This window comes from Pseudomonas sp. EA_35y_Pfl2_R5, assembly GCF_963970805.1.
Taxonomy (GTDB): domain Bacteria; phylum Pseudomonadota; class Gammaproteobacteria; order Pseudomonadales; family Pseudomonadaceae; genus Aquipseudomonas.
On the sequence record NZ_CAXAOW010000004.1, the window covers coordinates 38063 to 59230 of the forward strand.

18 protein-coding genes are annotated in these 21168 nt (G+C 61.4%); 12 read left to right on the top strand and 6 right to left on the bottom strand.

The window, feature by feature from the left end:
• Positions 1 to 28 precede the first annotated feature (28 nt).
• Positions 29 to 958, top strand: a complete 930-nt coding sequence (locus AACX99_RS10205; protein ID WP_339411551.1) for an AlgP family protein — start codon at positions 29 to 31, stop codon at positions 956 to 958.
• On the opposite strand, the gene AACX99_RS10210 is transcribed toward AACX99_RS10205, so the two are convergent.
• Entirely contained in the window at positions 955 to 1419 is a 465-nt protein-coding gene (locus AACX99_RS10210) for a TIGR02444 family protein (protein ID WP_339411552.1), read from the bottom strand. The two genes, AACX99_RS10205 and AACX99_RS10210, sit on opposite strands and share 4 nt — an antisense overlap.
• Positions 1420 to 1618: 199 nt before the next feature.
• Here AACX99_RS10210 and AACX99_RS10215 point away from each other — a divergent pair, with 199 nt between their 5' ends.
• The 4 genes from AACX99_RS10215 to rhtB all read left to right on the top strand — a co-directional run bounded on the left by AACX99_RS10215 (position 1619) and on the right by rhtB (position 5596).
• Positions 1619 to 3529 carry an ATP-binding cassette domain-containing protein gene (locus AACX99_RS10215; RefSeq protein WP_339411553.1) on the top strand — a complete coding sequence of 637 codons (1911 nt, stop codon included), beginning with the start codon at positions 1619 to 1621 and terminating at the stop codon, positions 3527 to 3529.
• A gap of 29 nt (positions 3530 to 3558) precedes the next feature.
• Complete coding sequence (locus AACX99_RS10220; protein WP_339411861.1) at positions 3559 to 4113, top strand: mechanosensitive ion channel family protein; 555 nt, start codon at positions 3559 to 3561, stop codon at positions 4111 to 4113.
• Between the two features lie 6 nt (positions 4114 to 4119).
• Positions 4120 to 4887 carry a TerC family protein gene (locus tag AACX99_RS10225; protein WP_339411555.1) on the top strand — a complete coding sequence of 256 codons (768 nt, stop codon included), beginning with the start codon at positions 4120 to 4122 and terminating at the stop codon, positions 4885 to 4887.
• Between the two features lie 79 nt (positions 4888 to 4966).
• Positions 4967 to 5596 carry a homoserine/homoserine lactone efflux protein gene (rhtB, locus tag AACX99_RS10230; protein ID WP_339411557.1) on the top strand — a complete coding sequence of 210 codons (630 nt, stop codon included), beginning with the start codon at positions 4967 to 4969 and terminating at the stop codon, positions 5594 to 5596.
• Positions 5597 to 5611: 15 nt separating this feature from the next.
• Here the strand turns inward: rhtB and AACX99_RS10235 are convergent, their stop codons facing one another.
• Positions 5612 to 6385 carry an SDR family NAD(P)-dependent oxidoreductase gene (locus tag AACX99_RS10235; RefSeq protein WP_339411559.1) on the bottom strand — a complete coding sequence of 258 codons (774 nt, stop codon included), beginning with the start codon at positions 6383 to 6385 and terminating at the stop codon, positions 5612 to 5614.
• Between the two features lie 121 nt (positions 6386 to 6506).
• On the opposite strand from AACX99_RS10235, the gene AACX99_RS10240 reads away from it, so the two are divergent.
• Together AACX99_RS10240 and AACX99_RS10245 are read left to right on the top strand one after the other, a co-directional pair.
• Positions 6507 to 8399 (top strand): FTR1 family protein, encoded by a 1893-nt coding sequence (locus AACX99_RS10240; RefSeq protein ID WP_339411561.1) that lies wholly within the window; start codon positions 6507 to 6509, stop codon positions 8397 to 8399.
• Positions 8400 to 8462: 63 nt separating this feature from the next.
• Positions 8463 to 8912 (top strand): YaiI/YqxD family protein, encoded by a 450-nt coding sequence (locus tag AACX99_RS10245; RefSeq protein ID WP_339411563.1) that lies wholly within the window; start codon positions 8463 to 8465, stop codon positions 8910 to 8912.
• Between the two features lie 137 nt (positions 8913 to 9049).
• On the opposite strand, the gene AACX99_RS10250 is transcribed toward AACX99_RS10245, so the two are convergent.
• The 3 genes from AACX99_RS10250 to elbB all read right to left on the bottom strand — a co-directional run bounded on the left by AACX99_RS10250 (position 9050) and on the right by elbB (position 12536).
• Positions 9050 to 11173: a putative bifunctional diguanylate cyclase/phosphodiesterase gene (locus AACX99_RS10250; protein WP_339411565.1), complete on the bottom strand. Its 2124-nt coding sequence runs from the start codon at positions 11171 to 11173 to the stop codon at positions 9050 to 9052.
• Between the two features lie 91 nt (positions 11174 to 11264).
• Positions 11265 to 11735 (bottom strand): thioesterase family protein, encoded by a 471-nt coding sequence (locus tag AACX99_RS10255; protein WP_339411566.1) that lies wholly within the window; start codon positions 11733 to 11735, stop codon positions 11265 to 11267.
• Between the two features lie 138 nt (positions 11736 to 11873).
• Positions 11874 to 12536 carry an isoprenoid biosynthesis glyoxalase ElbB gene (gene elbB / locus AACX99_RS10260; protein ID WP_339411567.1) on the bottom strand — a complete coding sequence of 221 codons (663 nt, stop codon included), beginning with the start codon at positions 12534 to 12536 and terminating at the stop codon, positions 11874 to 11876.
• Positions 12537 to 12731: 195 nt separating this feature from the next.
• Between elbB and AACX99_RS10265 the strand changes: the two genes are divergently transcribed.
• From AACX99_RS10265 to ppk1, 3 genes are all read left to right on the top strand, one after another.
• A complete protein-coding gene (locus tag AACX99_RS10265; protein ID WP_339411568.1) occupies positions 12732 to 13967 on the top strand; it encodes a sterol desaturase family protein in 1236 nt (411 codons plus the stop codon).
• Between the two features lie 246 nt (positions 13968 to 14213).
• Positions 14214 to 15227, top strand: a complete 1014-nt coding sequence (hemB, locus tag AACX99_RS10270) for a porphobilinogen synthase (protein WP_160086719.1) — start codon at positions 14214 to 14216, stop codon at positions 15225 to 15227.
• A gap of 18 nt (positions 15228 to 15245) precedes the next feature.
• Positions 15246 to 17450, top strand: a complete 2205-nt coding sequence (ppk1, locus tag AACX99_RS10275) for a polyphosphate kinase 1 (protein ID WP_339411571.1) — start codon at positions 15246 to 15248, stop codon at positions 17448 to 17450.
• A 24-nt stretch (positions 17451 to 17474) separates the two neighbouring features.
• On the opposite strand, the gene ppx is transcribed toward ppk1, so the two are convergent.
• Positions 17475 to 18977 carry an exopolyphosphatase gene (gene ppx / locus AACX99_RS10280; protein ID WP_339411573.1) on the bottom strand — a complete coding sequence of 501 codons (1503 nt, stop codon included), beginning with the start codon at positions 18975 to 18977 and terminating at the stop codon, positions 17475 to 17477.
• A 280-nt stretch (positions 18978 to 19257) separates the two neighbouring features.
• Here ppx and trxA point away from each other — a divergent pair, with 280 nt between their 5' ends.
• Positions 19258 to 19584 (top strand): thioredoxin TrxA, encoded by a 327-nt coding sequence (gene trxA, locus AACX99_RS10285; RefSeq protein WP_090241426.1) that lies wholly within the window; start codon positions 19258 to 19260, stop codon positions 19582 to 19584.
• Positions 19585 to 19841: 257 nt separating this feature from the next.
• A complete protein-coding gene (rho, locus tag AACX99_RS10290; protein WP_339411574.1) occupies positions 19842 to 21101 on the top strand; it encodes a transcription termination factor Rho in 1260 nt (419 codons plus the stop codon).
• Positions 21102 to 21168 lie beyond the last annotated feature (67 nt).

Consider the following 21168-nt stretch of genomic DNA (forward strand, 5'->3'; position numbering starts at 1 on the left):
GCCATCTTCATCCGCCAGGAGGCGTGTCATGTCGGCAACAAAGAATGCAAAGAAGAAATCAGTGAGTACCCCGTTGCACCTGTTGCAGCAACTTTCCAGCAGCCTGCTTGAGCATCTTGAAGAGGCCTGCACTCGTGCCTTGGTTGATGCCGAGAAACTGCTCGCCAAGCTGGAAAAACAACGCGGCAAAGCCCAGGAAAAACTGCATAAAGCCCGTAGCAAAATGCAGGATGCGGCGGTAGCCGGCAAAGCCAAGGCGCAGGCCAAAGCTAAAGAAGCCGTGGCCGAACTGGAGCAACTGCTCGATACCCTGAAAGACCGTCAGAGTGAAACACGTACCTACATCGCCAGCCTCAAGCGTGATGCTCAGGAAAGCCTGAAATTGGCCCAGGGCGTGGGCAAGGTTAAAGAAGCTGCAAGCAAAGCGTTGGACAACCGTTCGGCCAAGGCCGCTGCAGCAAAACCTGCTGCCACGAAAGCCCCGGCCAAGCCAGCGGTCCGCAAACCAGCGGTGAAGCCTGCCAGTAAGGTGGTTGCGCCAGCTGCCAAGGCACCGGCTAAAGCGCCTGCTAAACCTGCTGCTAAAGCGCCGGCCAAGGCTGCAAGCAAAGCTCCCGTCGCAGCAAAACCAGCCGCCAAGGCGCCCACCAAAACTGCGGCGAAGAAACCAGCTGCTGCCAGCGCGGCCAAGCCTGCGGCGAGCAAGCCGGTGGCACAGCCCGTCAAGGCAGCTGCTAAACCTGCCGTTAAGAAAGCGCCTGCGGCTAAACCTGCCAGTACGCCTGCAGCCAAACCGGCCGTAAAACCTGCGGCGAAACCCGTGGCGAAGCCTGCTGCGAAAAAACCAGCCGCCAAGCCTGCGGCTAAACCGGTTGCCGCCAAGCCGGCCGTTGCTAACGCGCCGATTGCCGAAGCGCCTGCCGCACCTACCGGCAGCGCCCCGGCAAGCGCCGTTTAAGCGCTGAGCTGTGTCGCCGCGATGCGCAGCGTTTGCAGCGCATCGCGGTTGTCGTCTTGGGGAGCTAGGCGTTCCAGCCAGTTCGGCGGCCTGTCCGCCGCGCCGTTTGACCAATCTTGAGTGCACGCCGCTAGGCGCTCCAGCTGCTCGCGCTCTGCGGCCAGCTCCAGCTGTTTGATCTGTTCGCGTAACGCCGCCATAGCTCTATCGCTATGCGCCTGCTCGCGCCAGCGCTGCCGCAATTGCCGTAGCGGCACCACCACCTGCTGTTGCCAGGGCTGGGCTAACGCGCGCAACGCCTCGGTACGCTCGTCGGTACAGGCAACTTTTCGGCGCTCCAGCCAGGCAGCGCACAGCAGCAGGCACACGTCTGCTCCTTGCTCTTGCAGGTGCAGGCACGCGGCCTCGACGCCAGGGCGTTGATACAGTGCTTCGGCGAATCGCCACAGGTCAGTAGGCATGGTGCTTTCCGGGTTTCACTAGGGTCTGTTCCCGTTTCATTCACGGCCGCGCCGGAGCCTGTTTTTGCGCGAGGCAAGGCACGAGACACCAAGTTTGGTTGTTCCAAATGAGTGTCGAGAAACGCAGTCTCGCGGCAACGCGGCTCGCGATGAAACGGGAACAGACCCTAAAGGGACTCTGGTAGACTCCGCCGCCATTATGATCCGACTCCAGAACCTGACTTTACAGCGTGGCCCTCAGCGTCTGCTAGAAGATGCCGAGATGACCTTGCACCCCGGCCACAAAGCCGGCTTGATCGGCGCCAATGGCGCCGGCAAATCCAGCCTGTTTGCCCTATTTCGCGGCGAGCTGAGTGCGGACGCGGGCGACTGCCTGATTCCTGCCGATTGGCGCGTGGCTCACATGCGCCAGGAGATCGACGCGGTCGAGCACCAGGCGGTGGACTATGTGCTCGATGGCGACGTACGGCTGCGCCGCGTGCAGGCCGAGTTGGTGCAAGCCGAAGCCGCGCATGACGGCGCAGCTGTGGCGCGGTTGCACACTGAACTCGATACCCTCGATGGCTACAGCGCCGATGCCCGTGCGCGCAAGCTGCTCGCCGGCCTGGGTTTTGACAGCGCGCAGATGGATCGCCGCGTCGGTGATTTTTCCGGTGGTTGGCGCATGCGTCTGAACCTGGCTCAGGCGTTGATGTGCCCGTCTGACTTGTTATTGCTCGACGAGCCGACCAACCACCTCGACCTCGACGCAATCCTCTGGCTGGAAAGCTGGCTGAAAGGTTACCCCGGTACTTTGCTGCTGATCTCCCATGACCGCGATTTCCTGGATGCCGTAGTGGACCATGTTGCCCACCTCGATCAGCAGAAACTGACTCTCTATCGCGGTGGTTATTCGGCCTTCGAGCGCACCCGTGCCGAGCGTCTGGCGCAGCAGCAACAGGCGTACGAGAAGCAGCAGGCGCAGCGCGCGCACATGGAAAAGTACATCGCCCGCTTCAAGGCCCAGGCCACCAAGGCGCGTCAGGCGCAGAGCCGGATCAAGGCGCTGGAGCGCATGGAAGAGCTGTCGGCAGCGCACGTCGATTCGCCCTTCGACTTCAGCTTCCGTGAGGCGGACAAGATATCTAGCCCGCTGCTCAGCCTCAGCGAAGGTCGCCTGGGTTACGGCGACAAGGTGGTGCTGGAAAAGGTCAAACTGAGCCTGGCGCCTGGTGCGCGCCTGGGCCTGCTCGGGCCGAACGGCGCGGGAAAATCGACCCTGATCAAGAACCTATCGAACGAACTGCAGCCGCTCAGCGGCCATCTGCAGCGTGGCGAGAACCTGGTGGTCGGCTATTTTGCCCAGCATCAGCTCGATGCTCTGGATGATAAAGCCAGTCCACTGCTGCATTTTCAGCGCCTGGCACCGACCGAGCGCGAACAAACGCTGCGCGATTTTCTCGGTGGCTTTGACTTCCGCGGCCCGCGCTGTGACGAGCCGGTGCTGAATTTCTCCGGCGGTGAGAAAGCCCGTCTGGCCCTGGCGCTGATTGCCTGGGGCAAGCCCAACCTGTTGCTGCTGGATGAGCCGACCAACCACCTCGACTTGGAAATGCGCCTGGCGCTGACCATGGCGCTGCAAGAATTCAGCGGCGCGGTGGTGGTGGTGTCGCACGATCGGCATCTGCTGAAAAGCACCACCGACGAGTTCCTGCTGGTTGCCGATGGGCTGGTGCAGCCGTTCGACGGTGATCTGGAGGACTACGCGCGCTGGCTGGTGGATTACCGCACGCGGCAGGCGCCGACGAGCAGTGGCGAAAGCAACCCGGATAAATCCGACAAGCGTGTGCAGCGCCAGGCCGCCGCCGCTTTGCGTCAGCAGCTGGCACCGCATAAGCGCGAAGCCGACAAGCTGGAAAAAGAGCTGGGCCAGTTGCACGAAAAGCTCGCTACCGTCGAAGCCCGCCTGGGTGATAGCGACATCTACGAAGCAGCGCGCAAGGACGAATTGCGTGACGCCCTGGCCGAGCAGGCCAAGCTGAAAAGCCGCGAAGCTGATCTGGAGGAGCGCTGGATGTTCGCCCTGGAAGCCCTCGAAACTCTGCAGGCCGAGCTGGAGGCCGCCACTTGAACATCAGCCTGCCAACCCTGGAGTGGCTGATGGCTTGGCAAGAGCCGCTGCTACGAGCCGGTCAGGTGCTCCTGATTGTGCTGCTGGCCTGGCTGTTTCAGCGCATTCTCACCCGCGGTATCACCCGTCTCGGTAATCGCTATCCGCAATTGCCCGCCGAATTGCTGATGCCGCTGCGCGGTCTGCTGCGCTGGCTGATTCTCGGTAGTGCCTTTATGTTGGTGCTGGAGCGCCTGGGCGTTTCTGCGCAGGTGCTGTGGACCGCGCTGACCGGCTTTGCCGCCGTCGCTGCGGTGGCTTTCTTCGCGATCTGGAGCGTGTTGTCCAACATGTTCTGCGCGCTGCTGATTTTCGCCATGGGGCCCTTTCGTATCGGCGAGTGCGTTGAAGTGCTGGAAAGCGCCGACAAGCCCGGTGTGCGCGGGCGAGTGGTGGCGATCAACCTGTTCTATACCACCCTAGAAGATCTTAGCGGTGATGCGCCTGGTGCCTGGGTGCAGATCCCTAATAGCCTGTTTTTCCAAAAAGCCGTACGTCGCTGGCGCAATGGCGAACTCCCCACACCGCGTAATTCCGAGGTTTAAGCAATTATGGAATGGCTGGCCAGTCCTGAACTCTGGGTCGCGTTTCTGACCCTGACTGCCCTGGAAATTGTCCTGGGTATCGACAACATCATCTTTATCTCGATCCTGGTCAGCCGCCTGCCCAAGCATCAGCAACCCAAGGCGCGTTTCTTCGGCCTGGCCCTGGCCATGGGCACGCGAATTCTGCTGCTGCTGTCGATCAGCTGGGTGATGCGCCTGACGGCCGACCTGTTCCATGTGTTCGACCAGGGCTTCTCCGGGCGTGATTTGATTCTGTTCTTCGGGGGGCTTTTCCTGTTGTGGAAGAGTACTGCGGAGATCTTCCACAGCCTGGAAGGCGAAGAAGAAGCCCAGGCCGTGGGTGGCAAGACCTACGGCTTTATGGGGATCATTGTGCAGATCGCGATCATCGACATCGTGTTCTCCCTGGACTCAGTCATCACCGCCGTCGGTTTGGTCGATAACGTACCCGTCATGGTCGCGGCCATTGTGATTTCGGTGTTCGTGATGATGCTGTCGGCCGGCACCATCAGTGATTTCATCGACAAGCACCCGAGCCTGAAAATCCTCGCCCTGTCGTTCCTGATCGTGGTCGGTACCGTGCTGATCGCCGAAGCCTTCGAGGTGCATGTGCCGAAGGGTTATGTGTACTTCGCCATGGCCTTCTCGCTGGCGGTAGAGGCCGTCAATATCCGCATGCGGGTGGCCCGCTCACGGGCGCGCAAAGAAGCAGAGCTAGAGCCGGTGCAGCTGCGTAAAGGCTCGCCGGACTGATGAGCCGGCTGGGCGAGTAACCCAACAAGGGGTAGGCTAGCGGCCTACCCCTTTTTATTTTCTGTTTGAGGTATCTGCCATGGCACTGGAAACCTGGCTTGCATTCTTTGTGGCTTGTTGGGTCATCAGTTTGTCGCCGGGCGCCGGGGCGATTGCCTCGATGTCGGCCGGGCTGCAATACGGCTTTGTGCGCGGTTACTGGAATGCCCTGGGTCTGCAGCTGGGCCTGGCTTTGCAGATCGCCATCGTCGCCGCTGGTGTCGGGGCGATTCTGGCGGCGTCGGAATTGGCCTTCAGCCTGATCAAGTGGTTTGGCGTGGTGTATCTGGTGTACCTCGGCTATCGCCAGTGGCAGGCCTTGCCTAGCGATATGACAGCGCAAGCCGAACGCCCCATCGGCCGGCCGCTGACCCTGGTGCTGCGTGGCTTCCTGGTCAACTTTAGCAACCCCAAGGCGATCGTCTTTATGCTCGCGGTGCTGCCGCAGTTCCTTAACCCGCAAGCACCGCTGTTGAGCCAGTACCTGGTGATGGGCGTGACCATGATCTGCGTCGATCTGATCGTGATGGCCGGCTACACCGGCCTGGCCGCGCGGGTACTGGGTGCACTGCGTTCGCCACATCAGCAGAAACTGATGAATCGCACCTTTGGTGCGCTGTTTGTCGGCGCGGCGGCCTTGCTGGCCAGCGTGCGCCGCGCGCCGGTCTGATCTTCGCCGGTATCGCTACCAGGGAATTGGCTGGCCGTCCCAGCCCCAGAAGCTGCCGGTTTGCGGCGGGCCGTGCTGTTCGATCTGCGCCAGCAGGCATTCGGCTGAATAGCTCGGGGTAAACAGCTTGTCGGCTGGCACATTGGCCTGGAAGGGTTTCGACAGTTCGGTGTCAGTCGTACCAGGGTGCAGGCTGAGTACGCAGCTGTTGGGGTTGATCCGGCTCAACTCGATGCTCGCGGTGTGCAGCAACTGATTCAGCGCAGCCTTGCTGGCGCGGTAGCTGTACCAGCCGCCGAGGCGGTTGTCACCAATCGAGCCGACCCGTGCCGACAGCGCCGCCACTGTGCAGGCATGCTGGCCACGTAGCAGCGGCAGCAGGTGCTTGAGCAGCAGAATCGGCGCAAAGCTGTTGCGCTGAAAGGTCGCCAGCAGCCCCTCAAGCGTGATCTGGTTCAGGCCCTTCTCGGCTTTCGCCGCGCCGTCCTGCAGTACGCCAACCGTGCACAACAGCAGATGCAGGCGCGGGATGGCGGCGTGCAAATGCGCGGCCAGAGCGCTCAGCGCCGCCTCATCGCATACATCCGCATCCAGGCAGTGCAGACGTTGGCCGTATTGCGCTTGCAGTTCAAGCAGGCCGGACGCCTGACTGGCCTGGCGGGCGATGGCCCAGACCCCGGCGACATCGGCGCGGGCGAGCAGTTGGGTGGTCAGCGCCAGGCCAATCCCCCGGCTGGCGCCACAAACCACGACATGCGCTGGTTCTTCCAGGTGTTGCCAAAAACTCATCGCATCACTCCTGCGGCGTTGCGACGATCCGTCGCGGGCCATGGTCGATCAGTGGTTGAGGAAAATCGTTAGGAGGGTAACAATCGAATGTCATCCATTCGTATTTGGTATCCACTCCTATATGACTTCCGTATTGCGTTTCTGCAGCTGGTTGCTGGTGCCCGTGTTGGCACTCTGCAGCCTGGCTGTTATGGCCGAGCCCATCGAGGGCGCGGCGCAAGCTCTGCATCTGCTCGGTTACCTGGGCGCTGATTACCCGGCCACCGTGGCCAATGGTCAGGTGATCGACTCCGGCGAATACCGCGAGCAGCTGGAGTTTATGACTGTACTGCAAGGTCTGATTGTTGCGCTGCCAGCGCGTAACGAACAAGCCGAACTGGAGCAAGGCGTGGCCAGTCTGCGCCAGGGTATCGAACAGCGTGTCGAGGGTAGCCAGGTTGCGCAGCAGGCCCGGCAGTTGTCCGCCACCTTGGCCACGGTCTATGGCGTCAGCCAGACCCCGGCCATCACCCCTGACCCCAGCCGTGGCGCGCCGCTGTTTGCCCAGCATTGCAGTGTGTGCCATGGCGATAGCGGCGCGGGTGACGGGCCGGCGGGTATCGGCCTGGAACCGCCACCGGCCAACCTGCGCGATTTGGCGCGGCTTAACCGATTGAGCCTGTATGACCTGTTCAACACCATTGGCCTGGGTATCGATGGCACCGATATGGCGGCCTTTGCCGATCAGCTGGATGAGCGCCAGCGCTGGGACTTGGCCAGCTATATCGCCGGCTTCAGCGCCGGGCCGGTTGCTGCTGGCGAGCCATTCAAAATGGCGGCGCTGGCCGGCATGACCCCGGATGAAGTGGTCGCCGCGCAGGGTGAGGAAGCGGCTGCGCGCTTCCGTGCTCAGCGAGCCCAGCCACCGGTGCAGCAGCGCGGCCCGCTGCAATTGATCGAGCACACCCGCGCGACCCTGGAGCAGAGTCTGGCGGCTTATCGCGCCGGTGAGCACGAGCAGGCCTATGACCTGTCCGTCGGCGCTTATCTGGAAGGCTTCGAACTGGTCGAAAGCGCCCTGGATAACCTCGACTCGGTGCAGCGCAAGACCACCGAGCGGGCGCTGATGGCCTACCGCCAGGCATTGCAGGATGGCTTGTCGGTGCCGCAGGCGGCGCAGCGGCTGGAGCTGGCCAAGGCCGAGCTGGCGAGGTCTGCCGCCTTGCTCGATAGCGACGGCCTGTCGAGTTCGCTGAGCTTCTTCTCCAGCCTGCTGATTCTGCTGCGTGAAGGGCTGGAGGCGATTCTGGTGTTGGCGGCGATCCTCGCCTTCCTGCGCAACACCGGGCAGCAACAAGCGGTGCGCAGCGTGCACATCGGCTGGGGCCTGGCGTTGTTGGCTGGGGTTGGCACCTGGGCGCTGGCGGCCTATCTGATCGACGTCAGCGGCGCGCAGCGTGAACTGCTGGAAGGCGTGACGGCGCTGTTTGCCAGCGTGATGGTGCTCTGGCTCGGGGTGTGGATGCATGACCGCCGACATGCGGCGGCCTGGCAGGACTACATCAAGAGCAGCCTGGTCGGCGGTGGCGGGCGTTTTGGTTTTGCCGTGCTGGCGTTTTTCTCGGTGTACCGCGAGTTGTTCGAAGTCATCCTGTTCTATGAAACCCTCTGGCTACAGGCCGGCCCGCAAGGCCACGGGATGGTTCTTGCTGGCGCGGCGGCGGCGCTGGTGCTGCTGCTCGGCTTGGCCTGGGTGATCCTGCGCGGCTCGCGCAAACTGCCGCTGGCGACCTTCTTCGGCGTCAATGCCGTGCTGCTCTGCGTGCTCTCGGTGGTATTTGCCGGCCATGGTGTCGCGGCACTACAGGAAGCCGGGGTGCTGGGTACGCGGCCGGTGGCATTCTTCGAGTTTGACTGGCTGGGCATTCACGATGATGCCTACAGCCTGGCGGCGCAGGCTGCGGCGTTGGCCGCCATCGCGCTGCTTTACGGGCGTAGCTGGCTGGGCGAGCGTCGCCGTTTGTCTCAGGCTTGAAGCGCAGCTGCTGCCGGCATGGCTTAACATGCCGGCTTTGCTGTCTCTGGAGAATGCTGGGTGATGCGAGTCTGGATTGATGCCGATGCCTGCCCCAAGGCGGCCAAGGATCAGGTGGTGAAGTTCGCCTTGAAGCGACGCTTCGAGGTGCTGCTGGTGGCGGGGCAGGCGCAAATCAAACCCGCGTATAGCTGTGTGCGGCTGATCGTGGTGCCCAGCGGCCCGGATGCGGCCGATAATTACCTGGTGGAGCATGCGCTGCCGGGTGAGCTGGTGATCTGCAGCGACGTGCCGCTGGCCGACCGTCTGGTGAAGAAGGGCGTCGCGGCCCTCGATCCGCGCGGCCGCGAGTTTGATGAGCGCAATATGGGCGACAAGCTGGCGGTGCGTAACCTGTTTACCGAGCTGCGTGAGCAGGGGCAGGTTGGCGGCGGTCAGCCGCCTTATGGCGAGCGCGACAAGCAGGCATTCGCCAATTCACTGGATCGTATTCTTACCCGTCTACAACGCTAGGCCCTGCTCAAGGCCTCGCGAGCTAGAGTCCTGCAAGGCGAAAACAGGCGAGGAAGCGGAGTGGACTTTTGTACATGAGCATTCCGAGCCTGTTTTTAACGCAGCAGGGCCGACTCGTAGCGGACGTTGAGCAGGCTCTAGACTGGCGCATAACGCTGGCGGTAATGCCCACCATTCAGCCAGGTATGCAGTTCCCCCAGTGGCAGTGGCTTGCTGAACAGGTAGCCCTGCAGCAAGTCGCACTGCTGCTCCTGCAGAAATATCATCTGCTCGACGTTCTCCACGCCTTCGGCAACCACCCGCAGTTTGAGTTTGTGGGCCATGGCGATGATCGCGGCAGTAATCGCCATGCCGCTGCTGGAGCCGGGGATTTCGCGGATAAAGCTGCGGTCGACCTTGAGGCTGTCCACCGGCAGGCGGCTGAGGTATTGCAGGGATGAGTAGCCGGTGCCGAAGTCATCAATGCTGATGGTCATGCCCAAGGCGCGGATCTTGTCGAGTTGCGTCTGCGCGGCGCTCAGGTCGTGCATCAGGGCGTTTTCCGTAACTTCCAGGGTTAGCGAGCTGAGCGGCAGGTCGGCGCGTTGCAGTTCGATTTCCATGGCCTTGACCAGGTGCGGCTGCAGTAGGCTTAGGGCCGAACAGTTTACCCCCAGGTGCATCTGTCGGTAGCCATTGTTGTGCAGCCATTTGAGGTCACGGCAGGCGCGCTTGAGCACCCAGATATCCAGTTCATGGATAAAGCCGTGCTGCTCGGCAATCCGTACAAAGCGCTCTGGGCTGATGACCCCCAGTTCGCTGTGCTGCCAGCGCACCAGGGCTTCCAGGGCCACTACCTGATCACCGCGGGTCGACAGTATGGGTTGGTAATACACCTGCAGCGTGTCGCGGTTTAGTGCCAGGCGCAGCTCCTGTTCCAGGCTCAGCTCCTGCTGGGCGTCGTGCTCCAGCTGGGTACTGAAGCCCAGGCAGTGATTGCGCCCTTGGCGCTTGCAGTGGCCGAGGGCAATGCCGGCCTGCTTGAGCAACTGGCCTGCATCATTGGCATCCTGCGGGTAGCGGCTGATGCCGATGCTGGCGGTCAGGCTGAGTTGGCCGCTTTCCAGGCTGAAGGGTTGGCGGATCTGCGTGAGGATGCGCTCGGCCAGTTGGCTGCCTTGCTGCAACGGCACGTTGAGGGCAAAGGCGCAGAACTCGTCGCCGGAAAAGCGCGCCAATAGGTCTTCGCGACCCAGTGCGCTGCGGATGCGCGCGCCCACCTGTTTGAGCAATTCATCACCGCGACCATGGCCGAGGCTGTCGTTGATCCGCTTGAAGTTGTCCAGGTCGATAAACAGCAGCGTGGCGCCGTGCGGCGGCGCGGTGGCGAGGGTGGTGTCGAGCATCTGGCTGAAGGCCTGGCCGTTGAGTAGACCGGTCAGGCCGTCGTAGTGGGCCAGGGTGTCGAGTTGCTGGGCCAGCTGGTGTAGCTGACGCCGCTCCTGACGCAGACGCTGATCGGCCCAGCCGGCCAGTGCGCCAATCAGGATGATCAGTAGGGCAATCAGGGCAATCGCAGCGCCGAGCAGTTGATGGCCTTCCTGGCTGGCGGCTGGTTGTAGCGTGACATCCAGCGGCACGCTAAGGGTTAATGCGGCCATGCCTGTGAAGTGCATGGAGGCAATCGCACCACCCATGATCAGGCTGGCTAGCAGTCGCAGCCAGTTGGCGCGGCGGCCGCTTTGCCCGCGAAAATAACCGGCCAGCAGCAAGGCCGCGAGCGAGGCGGCGATGGCGATCAGAATCGACAGCAGGAACAGACCGGGATCGTAGTGCTGGCTGGCCGCCGAGCGAATCGCCGCCATGCCGGTGTAGTGCATGCTGGCAATGCCACAGCCGGCGACGATGGCGGCTGCCACCGTTTGCCAGAGACGCAGCCGCTCGTGGCCCATCACCCGCATCACTACATAGGACACGGCAATGGCGATCAGTAGGGAAAACAGGGTGATGCCGAGGTCGTATCTGAATGGCAGTGGTGCGGAAAAGGCCAGCATGGCGACGAAGTGCATCGACCAGATTCCGCCACCCAAGGCCCAGGCCCCGACCCAGCGCCACAGTTCTCGGCTCTGCTCACGGCTGACGCGTTCGGCCATATTTAGCGCGGTAAAACCGGCGGCACAGGCAATCAGGTAGGACAGCAACACCAGCAGAGGGTCATGGCTGCAGTCGAGAAGGACCATCTGGTCCGCTGCGGGTGGGCTGAATAGAGGCAGTGAAAACATGCATGGCTCCAACTACAGGCCGGTCATGCAGCCATTGGATTTGCCAAACAGTGTAAGCCTGCGCGGGCGCAAAGCCCACTTGTGCCTGCGCCTAGCCGCACAGATAAGTTCCGGTGCCGACGGCCACCAGGGTTCCGTCATCGCTGTGCAATTCACTGCGCACCACCGCCACCTTGTTGCCGGTGCGCAGCAGTACCGCGCTGGCGGTAAAACGCTGGCCCCGACCGGGGCGCAGGTAATCGATACGCAGGTCGATGGTGCCAAGTTTGGACAGCCGCGCCATGCGCTCTGCGCTTGTCAGGTGCTGGTGCTTGTCGAACGCACCGATCAGCGCCATGGCACCACCAGCTACATCTAGCAGGGAGGAAATCACCCCGCCATGCAGAATGCCGTGAACGAAGTTGCCGATCAGCTCGGGCTTCATCGGCAGGTGCATGGTCACGCGCTGAGCGCTCAGTTCATCCAGCTCGATGCCGAGCATCTGGTTGAAGGGAATGCGCTGAAAGAAACTGCTAACCGCTTGCTGCAGCTCGGCGGTGAGCTCGAAAGGTGGGTTGCTCATGGGAGTCGTGCCTGGGCGGATGGACGATCAACCTGCCGCACTGGGGCCGCTGTGACCAGTGGCGCGGCCGGAGTACCGCGCGCATTGGCGTGATTGGCTTGCTATCGGCCTGCTCCGGTGGCTGATCAGGCCGTAGACTCAGGCTGGGTGGCTAAGTTCGAGTATCCGATCCACCAGCTTGTTGATTCCCGAGGCGGCTTCGCTGATCGACTGGGCGAGCATATAGGCTGGGGTGGTCACCAGCTTGCGCTCGGCGTCTTCGACGATCTCGCTGACTTCGCATTCATGGTGCTCCGCGCCCATCTGCACCAGGGCAGCGGCGGTTTCATGGTCCTTGCCGATGGTGCAGATTACGCCTGTGCCGAAGATCTTCGCCGCCAGCGCTGGGGAGATACAGATCAGGCCGACCGGCTTTCCGGCCTTGACGAAGGCCTGGGCGGCGCTCAATACGTCCGGCTGCACCGTGCAGTTGGCACCGCTGATGGCGAAGTCGGAGAGGTTCTTCGCTACGCCAAAACCGCCGGGCATAATCAGCGCATCGAAGTCGCCGACATGCAGTTCCTTGACGTCCTTGATTTGGCCGCGGGCGATGCGCGCCGACTCCACCAGTACGTTGCGCGTTTCGTCCGTCTCGTCGCCGCTGTAGTGATCGACCACATGCAGTTGCGCCACGTTGGGGGCAAAGCACTGCACTTGCGCGCCGCGCTGATCGAGGCGCAGTAGGGTGATCACGCTTTCATGGATCTCCGCGCCGTCATAGACGCCACAGCCGGAAAGAATCACCGCAACTTTCTTGTTCATCTAGTTCTCCTGAATTGCCAGCCGTATCGGATTGAGTCGTGTTCTGTCGTCGCCTGAGCCGTAATGTCGCCATATGCCACCTAGGTTGGCATGGTGCGCCGCGAGGCGGATGTAGCGCTGGGCTAGGATTTATTGAGCAATCCTAGCCGTTAGCCTCGTGCAGCGATATGGCGATTCTATGCAACCGGTGAAACCATGAATTACATCCTTTATGCCGTACCGTTCTTCTTTGCCTTGATCGCTTTAGAGCTGTTGCTCGACCGCTGGCGCGGGGTCAGCACCTACCGCTTTTCCGATGCCGTTAACAGCCTCAGCGCTGGGGTGTTGTCGACTACGGTGGGCTTGCTGACCAAGGTCGTCGGCCTGCTCACCTACACCTTTGCCTGGCAACAGTTGGCGCTGTTCGAACTGTCGGCCAGCAGCCTGTGGGTCTGGGTGTTCGCTTTCGTCTTCTACGACTTCTGTTACTACTGGAACCACCGCTTGGGTCATGAGCGCAATGTGTTGTGGGCCGCGCACTCGGTGCACCATCAGAGCGAGGACTACAACCTCTCTACTGCGCTACGGCAGACCAGTACCGGGTTTATCTTCGGCTGGATCTTCTACCTGCCGATGGCCGTGGCCGGCGTGCCGCCGCTGGTATTTCTGACCGTGGCGGCGCTGAACCTGCTCTACCAGTTCTGGGTGCATACCCGGCATATCCCAAAACTGGGCTGGTTCGAGTGGGCGTTTATAACCCCGTCCAACCACCGTGTGCACCATGCGCAGAATCTTGTTTATATGGATCGCAATTATGGCGGCGTGTTCATTCTCTGGGATCGTCTGTTCGGCACCTTTCAGGAAGAGCTGGATGAAGAGCCGGTGATCTTTGGCGTAACCACGCCGCTGGCCAGCTGGAACCCGCTTTGGGCCAATGCGCAGTTCTATGTCGCACTGTGGCGTGATGCGGTACGTACCGAATCGTGGTGGGACAAGTTGCGAATCTGGTTTATGCGCACGGGCTGGCGCCCGGCTGACGTTGCAGCCAAGTATCCACAGAGCAAGCCGGACCTCAGCCAGTTCGTCAAATTCGATGTGCCGCTGAGCCTGGCGCAGAAACTTTATGCCGGTGTGCAGTTCAGCCTTTATGTGGCAGGCGGCACGCTGCTGCTGGGTATGGCCGGCGAGCTAAGCCTGGCGCAAACGCTGCTTGGCGTGGCCTGGATGGCGGTGGGCTTGTACATCATCGGCAGCTGGCTGGAAAACCGACCTAACGCCAAACGTCTGGAAATGCTGCGTCTGCTGCTCAACCTACCGCTGGCCTGGCTGGCGTTGCAGCTGGGCCTGCTACCGGCCCAACCGCTGATTTGGGGACTGTTGTTGGGTTACAGCCTGCTCAGCCTGGGTGCACTGTTCTGGACCCCGCGCGGGCAGAATGCCGTTCCCGCCTAAGCGTTATTCATGGTTGGACCCCACAACGGTGGACAGGCGCAGGCCTGCTCCACCGTTGTGCTTTCCGCGCTGCGAAAACCCGGCTGGGCTTATGCGTGTGCAACATATCTTCGACATAGTTGCGGCGCTATGCTGGTTGGCCTTGCGGCAAGCGGTCGCAGCGCTGTCGTGAGTTGTCATACTTTGGTCATAATGACGGCTTATAACTGTCACACTCGCCCGTCGCTACGGGCTTCGGAGCCTGCCGTGAGCTTTACCCCTGCCAATCGCCTGTTTCCCGCCACTCGCCTGCGTCGCAACCGCCGTGATGACTTTTCCCGGCGTTTGGTGCGGGAAAACCGCCTGAGTGTCGATGACCTGATTCTGCCGGTATTCGTCCTCGACGGCGAAAACCGCCGCGAAGCGATTGCTTCGATGCCCGGCGTCGAGCGCCTGTCGATCGACCTGCTGCTCAAGGAAGCCGAGCACTGGGTCGCCCTGGGCATTCCGGCGCTCGCGCTGTTCCCGGTGACGCCGCTGGAGAAGAAATCCCTGCTGGCTGAAGAGGCCTGGAACCCGGACGGCATCGCTCAGCGTGCAATCCGTGCCCTGCGCGCCAAATTTCCCGAGCTGGGGGTGATCAGCGACGTGGCGCTGGACCCGTTCACCACTCACGGACAGGACGGCATCCTTGATGAATCCGGCTATGTGCAGAACGACGTCACCGTTGATGCGCTGGTCAAGCAGGCACTGTCACATGCCGCCGCCGGTGCCCAGGTGGTGGCCCCGTCAGACATGATGGACGGCCGCGTGCAGGCGATCCGCGAGGCGCTGGAGCTGGCCGACCACAGCAATGTGCGCATCATGGCCTACTCGGCCAAGTACGCGAGTGCCTACTATGGCCCGTTCCGTGACGCGGTGGGTTCGGCGGCCAACCTGGGCAAGGCCAACAAGGCCAGCTATCAGATGGACCCGGCCAACGGCGATGAAGCGCTGCACGAAGTGGCGGCGGATTTGGCCGAAGGCGCAGATATGGTCATGGTCAAGCCGGGTATGCCCTATCTGGACATCCTCTGGCGGGTCAAAGCGGAATTCAAAGTGCCGACCTTTGTCTATCAGGTCAGCGGTGAGTACGCCATGCATATGGCGGCGATCCAGAATGGTTGGTTGGGCGAGGCAGTAATTCTCGAATCACTGACCGCCTTCAAACGTGCGGGTGCCGATGGCATCCTGACTTATTTCGCCGTGCGCGCGGCAGAACTGCTGAAGCAGGGGCAATAGCCCCGCCAGGACTTTGTAATGAACACCGAAGGACTCAGTACCCCTGAATTGCAAGACGCCCAGCCGGTCGTCGACGAGGTTGTAGCCGTGGAAGTGCCTGTCATCGAAGCCCCTGCGCCGGTCGCCCCGGCGCCAGTGGTGATCCATAACCTGGATGACAGCAGTCTGTACATTCACCGCGAGCTGTCGCAGCTGCAATTCAATATCCGCGTGCTGGAACAGGCGTTGGATGAGTCCTATCCGCTGCTGGAGCGGCTGAAGTTTCTGCTGATCTTCTCCAGCAACCTCGACGAGTTCTTCGAGATCCGCGTGGCCGGCCTGAAGAAGCAGATCAACTTCGCCCGTGAACAGGCCGGTGCCGATGGCCTGCAGCCACACCAGGCGCTGGCGCGGATTGCCGAGCTGGTGCACGAGCAGGTGGACCGGCAGTACGCCATCCTCAACGACACCCTGTTCCCGGCGCTGGCCAAGCACAACGTCAACTTTATCCGCCGGCGTTTCTGGACGGCCAAGCACAAGGCCTGGGTACGCCGCTATTTCCGCGACGAGATCGCCCCGATCATCACCCCGATCGGCCTCGACCCGACGCACCCGTTCCCGCTGCTGGTGAACAAGAGCCTGAACTTTATCGTCGAGCTGGAAGGCATCGACGCCTTCGGTCGCGACTCCGGTCTGGCGATCATCCCAGCGCCGCGACTGCTGCCACGGATCATCAAGGTGCCGGAAGAGGTTGGCGGCCCTGGCGACAATTTCGTGTTCCTTTCTTCCATGATCCATGCCCACGCCGATGACCTGTTCCAAGGCATGAAGGTCAAGGGCTGTTATCAGTTCCGCCTGACCCGTAACGCCGACCTGTCGGTGGACACCGAGGACGTCGAAGACCTGGCCCGTGCCCTGCGTGGCGAGCTGTTCAGCCGTCGTTACGGCGATGCGGTGCGCCTGGAAGTGGTCGACACCTGCCCGCAGCCGCTACTGGATTACCTGCTCAAGCAGTTCAGCCTGACCGAGGCCGAGTTGTATCGGGTCAATGGTCCGGTCAACCTGACCCGCCTGTTCAGCATCACTGGCCTGGAAAGCCATCCGGAGCTGCAATACACGCCGTTCACCCCGGTGATCCCCAAGCTGTTGCAGAACGCCGAGAATATTTTCAGCGTGGTCAGCAAGCAGGACATCCTCCTGCTGCACCCCTTCGAGTCGTTCACCCCGGTGGTCGACCTGCTGCGCCAGGCGGCGAAAGACCCGCACGTGCTGGCCATCAAGCAGACCCTGTACCGCTCCGGGGCTAACTCGGAGATCGTCGACGCGTTGGTCGAGGCAGCGCGTAACGGTAAGGAAGTTACGGCGGTAATCGAGCTGCGTGCGCGTTTCGACGAAGAATCCAACCTGCAGCTGGCCAGCCGTCTGCAGGCTGCAGGTGCGGTGGTGATCTACGGCGTGGTGGGTTTCAAGACTCACGCCAAAATGATGCTGATTCTGCGCCGCGAGGCGGGCGATATCGTTCGTTACGCGCACTTGGGTACCGGTAACTACCACGCCGGCAACGCCAAGCTGTACACCGACTACAGCTTGCTCACTGCCGACGTGGCGCTGTGTGAGGATGTGTCCAAGCTGTTCAGCCAACTGATCGGCATGGGCAAGACCCTGCGCATGAAGAAGCTACTGCACGCGCCGTTTACCCTGAAAAAGACCCTGCTCGACATGATCGCCCGCGAAACTGCCCTGGCCGCCGAAGGCAAGCCGGCGCATATCATCGCCAAGTTCAACTCGCTGACCGATCCGAAGATCATCCGCGCGCTGTACAAGGCCAGTCAGACCGGGGTGAAGATCGATCTGGTGGTGCGCGGCATGTGCTGCCTGCGTCCGGGCATTGTTGGGGTCTCGCACAATATTCAGGTGCGCTCGATCATCGGCCGTTTCCTCGAGCATACGCGGGTGTTCTATTTCTCCAATGGCGGCGAGGAGAAGATCTACCTGTCCAGCGCCGACTGGATGGAGCGCAACCTCGACAAGCGCGTCGAGACCTGCTTCCCGGTGGAAGGCAAGAAGCTGATTCTACGGGTCAAGAAGGAGCTGGAAAGCTACCTGACCGACAACACCCAGGCCTGGGTGCTGCAGTCGGACGGGCGTTATCTGCGCACCAGCCCAAGTGGCAACCAGAACCCGCGCAGTGCGCAGGCTGGCCTGCTGGATAAGCTGACTGCACCGCTGATCAGCGCACGATAAATAAGGTGGGAGAGGGCGTGGGCGTCAGCTCACGCTCAGTTCGATACCGATACGTTTGAGCCACTCCGCTTCCTGGGTGAAGTCTGCCTGGGTCAGCGGGTTGTTTTCCAGCCAGCCTTCCGGGAACTGTATCTCCAGGCGCTGTTCTGCGGCCTTGAGCTGCACGTTGGGCATTTCCTGGGTGCCACGGATGTGGTGAAACAGGATGGCGAAGCGCAGCAGCACGCACAGGCGGATCAGCTTGACGCCCTCGGCGCCGAAGTCGGCGAACTTGTCCTTGGGGATATTGCGCCGATGACCGCGTACCAAGAGCGCGAGCATTTGTTGATCCTGGCGCGAGAAGCCGGACAGGTCCGAGTGCTCGACCAGGTAAGCGCCGTGCTTGTGGTACTGGTAGTGGGCGATGTCCAGGCCAACTTCATGCACCTTGGCCGCCCAGCTGAGCAGTTCTCGGTGCCAGTCATCTTCCAGCTGCCAATCCTGAGCGACCTTCTCCAGCGCCGAGAGCGCCTTGCTTTCGACTCGCGCGGCCTGGTCCAGATCGACGTGATAGCGCTCCATCAATGAGCTCAGGGTGCGTTCACGCACGTCCTCATGCTGATGGCGACCGAGCAGGTCATAGAGCACGCCTTCGCGTAGTGCGCCTTCGGAATGGCTCATGCGCTGGATGTCGCAGGCGTCGAAGATTGCTTCGAGAATTGCCAGGCCCGCCGGGAAAATGCCCCGGCGATCGGGTTTGATGCCGTCGAGGTCAAGTTTTTCCGCCTCGCCGATCTTGAATACTTTGCGTTTCAACCAGGCCAGGCCCTGTGGGTTGACCTCGCCTGAGCCGAGGCCGGCTGCCTGAATGGTCAGACCGATGGCTTTGATCGTGCCGGAGGCGCCAACAGCATCTTCCCAGCCCAAGCGCCGCAGGGCGTGCTCGATGCCCATTATCTCCAGTCGTGCGGCTGTATAGGCCTGGGCGTAACGCGCCGGGGTGATCTTGCCGTCCTTAAAGAAACGCTGGGTGTAGCTTACACAGCCCATCTGCAGGCTTTCACGCAGCAGCGGCTCGAAGCGTTGGCCGATGATGAATTCGGTGCTGCCGCCGCCAATGTCGGCGACCAGGCGGCGGCCTGGCGTGTCGGCGATGCTGTGCGACACGCCGAGGTAGATCAGTCGCGCTTCTTCACGTCCGGAGATGACTTCAACCGGGTGGCCGAGAATTTCCTCGGCGCGGCGGATAAATTCGCCACGGTTACGTGCCTCACGCAGGGCATTGGTGCCCACCACGCGTACTGCGCCTTCCGGCAGGCTGGCGGTCAGCTGGGCAAAGCGGCGCAGGCAGTCGAGCCCACGCTGCATGGCTTCTTCGCTGAGCAGGCGTTGCTCGTCGATGCCAGCGGCCAGCTGGACCTTGTCGCCGAGGCGTTCGAGGATGCGGATCTCGCCGTGATCGGCTTTGGCCAGCACCATATGGAAGCTGTTGGAGCCCAGGTCGATAGCTGCAATCAAAGGAAAAGACTCGGCAGGGGTATGCGGCATGGCAGAAACCATCTCAATGCGTAACTGCGCCATCGTGCCACGATAGCCTGGCCCCGCCAACGCATACTGATGTCGCAGGTACAGGCCAAGCCCGCTGCGCTATGGCTCTTGCAGCGGCTGGCCAGGGCTTGCCGGCCGTCTGAATAAATTGTGACGCAGGCAGTCGTGTGGCTGGCTTGTGGTCAGGCCATAGAGAAGCTCAATTGCCGCCGCCTTCCTGTGTGGGAAAAGCCGGGCTATGATGTCGCCCATCTTTTGCTTCCGAACACGGAGACTTTCCATGAGCGAATTCATCACCAATGTCAGCGATGCCAGCTTCGACCAAGACGTCCTGCAGGCCGAAGGGCCGGTGCTGGTCGACTACTGGGCTGAGTGGTGCGGCCCGTGCAAAATGATCGCGCCGGTGCTCGATGAGATCGCTCAGACCTATCAGGGCAAACTGAAAGTCTGCAAGCTGAACATCGATGAAAACCAGGATACCCCGCCAAAGTTCGGCGTGCGTGGCATTCCGACGCTGATGCTGTTCAAGAACGGCAATGTTGAGGCCACCAAGGTTGGCGCACTGTCCAAGTCGCAATTGGCAGCCTTCCTCGACAGCAATATCTAAGTTGCGCTGAGACGGCAACAAGCCCTAGAAGCCCCGCACATTGCGGGGCTTTTTTCTATCTAGGCGCTGGACGTATCAATAAAACCGGTGTTACATTCGGCCTCGCTGCATTTCCTATGCAGCCCCCTGCAAGCCGTCGCCGACGCATTCCTACGCGAATACCTTCGATACACGCTGGCGATCCAATCGCCTTTTAGCGGCGCGGCCTCCCAAGCTGAATAGCTTATTTCCCCTCCTTCATGAATTACGTCATTCCTATGAATCTGACCGAACTCAAGCAAAAGCCGATCACCGAACTGCTGGAACTCGCTGAACAACAGGGCCTGGATAACATGGCTCGTTCGCGCAAGCAGGATGTGATTTTCTCCCTGTTGAAAAAACACGCTAAAAGCGGTGAGGAAATCTCCGGTGATGGCGTGCTGGAGATTCTCCAGGACGGTTTCGGCTTTCTCCGCTCTGCGGATGCCTCGTACCTCGCTGGCCCCGATGACATCTACGTCTCGCCGAGCCAGATTCGCCGCTTCAACTTGCGTACTGGCGATACCATCGTCGGCAAGATTCGCCCGCCGAAAGAAGGCGAGCGTTACTTCGCGCTGCTCAAAGTTGACACGATCAACTACGACCGCCCGGAAAACGCCAAGAACAAAATTCTGTTTGAAAACCTGACGCCGCTGTTCCCCACCAAGCGTCTGGTCATGGAGGCCGGTAACGGCTCCACCGAGGACATCACCGGCCGGGTGATCGACCTCTGCGCCCCGATCGGCAAAGGCCAGCGCGGCCTGATCGTCGCACCGCCGAAAGCCGGTAAGACCATCATGCTGCAGAACATCGCGGCGAACATCGCGCGTAACAACCCCGAGTGCCACCTGATCGTGCTGCTGATCGACGAGCGCCCGGAAGAAGTGACCGAGATGCAGCGCACCGTGCGCGGCGAAGTGGTTGCCTCGACCTTCGACGAGCCGCCAACCCGCCACGTGCAGGTTGCCGAAATGGTCATCGAGAAGGCCAAGCGCCTGGTCGAGCACAAGAAGGATGTGGTTATCCTGCTCGACTCCATCACCCGTCTGGCACGTGCCTACAACACCGTGATCCCAAGCTCCGGCAAGGTCCTCACCGGTGGTGTCGACGCCCACGCCCTAGAGAAGCCGAAACGCTTCTTCGGCGCTGCGCGTAACATCGAGGAAGGCGGTTCGCTGACCATTATCGCCACCGCGCTGGTGGAAACCGGCTCGAAGATGGATGAAGTGATCTACGAAGAGTTCAAAGGCACCGGCAACATGGAGCTGCCGTTGGACCGCCGCATCGCCGAGAAGCGTGTGTTCCCCGCGATCAACATCAATCGCGCCGGTACCCGTCGTGAAGAATTGCTGACTGCCGATGACGAACTGCAGCGCATGTGGATTCTGCGTAAGCTGCTGCACCCGATGGATGAGATTGCCGCCATCGAGTTCCTCACCGACAAGCTGAAAGCGACCAAGACGAACGAAGAGTTCTTTCAATCGATGAAGCGTAAGTAAGGCGTCCTTCGCCTTCCAACAAAAGCCGGGTAAGCCCGGCTTTTGTGTTCCTGGGTATTGGCTTTCC

Bases quoted from the DNA above. Each gene is read 5' to 3' on its own strand.
- AACX99_RS10205 (WP_339411551.1), top strand. From the start codon at position 29: ATGTCGGCAACAAAGAATGCAAAGAAGAAATCAGTGAGTACCCCGTTG.
- AACX99_RS10210 (WP_339411552.1), bottom strand. From the start codon at position 1,419: ATGCCTACTGACCTGTGGCGATTCGCCGAAGCACTGTATCAACGCCCT.
- AACX99_RS10215 (WP_339411553.1), top strand. From the start codon at position 1,619: ATGATCCGACTCCAGAACCTGACTTTACAGCGTGGCCCTCAGCGTCTG.
- AACX99_RS10220 (WP_339411861.1), top strand. From the start codon at position 3,559: ATGGCTTGGCAAGAGCCGCTGCTACGAGCCGGTCAGGTGCTCCTGATT.
- AACX99_RS10225 (WP_339411555.1), top strand. From the start codon at position 4,120: ATGGAATGGCTGGCCAGTCCTGAACTCTGGGTCGCGTTTCTGACCCTG.
- rhtB (WP_339411557.1), top strand. From the start codon at position 4,967: ATGGCACTGGAAACCTGGCTTGCATTCTTTGTGGCTTGTTGGGTCATC.
- AACX99_RS10235 (WP_339411559.1), bottom strand. From the start codon at position 6,385: ATGAGTTTTTGGCAACACCTGGAAGAACCAGCGCATGTCGTGGTTTGT.
- AACX99_RS10240 (WP_339411561.1), top strand. From the start codon at position 6,507: ATGACTTCCGTATTGCGTTTCTGCAGCTGGTTGCTGGTGCCCGTGTTG.
- AACX99_RS10245 (WP_339411563.1), top strand. From the start codon at position 8,463: ATGCGAGTCTGGATTGATGCCGATGCCTGCCCCAAGGCGGCCAAGGAT.
- AACX99_RS10250 (WP_339411565.1), bottom strand. From the start codon at position 11,173: ATGTTTTCACTGCCTCTATTCAGCCCACCCGCAGCGGACCAGATGGTC.
- AACX99_RS10255 (WP_339411566.1), bottom strand. From the start codon at position 11,735: ATGAGCAACCCACCTTTCGAGCTCACCGCCGAGCTGCAGCAAGCGGTT.
- elbB (WP_339411567.1), bottom strand. From the start codon at position 12,536: ATGAACAAGAAAGTTGCGGTGATTCTTTCCGGCTGTGGCGTCTATGAC.
- AACX99_RS10265 (WP_339411568.1), top strand. From the start codon at position 12,732: ATGAATTACATCCTTTATGCCGTACCGTTCTTCTTTGCCTTGATCGCT.
- ppk1 (WP_339411571.1), top strand. From the start codon at position 15,246: ATGAACACCGAAGGACTCAGTACCCCTGAATTGCAAGACGCCCAGCCG.
- ppx (WP_339411573.1), bottom strand. From the start codon at position 18,977: ATGCCGCATACCCCTGCCGAGTCTTTTCCTTTGATTGCAGCTATCGAC.
- trxA (WP_090241426.1), top strand. From the start codon at position 19,258: ATGAGCGAATTCATCACCAATGTCAGCGATGCCAGCTTCGACCAAGAC.
- rho (WP_339411574.1), top strand. From the start codon at position 19,842: ATGAATCTGACCGAACTCAAGCAAAAGCCGATCACCGAACTGCTGGAA.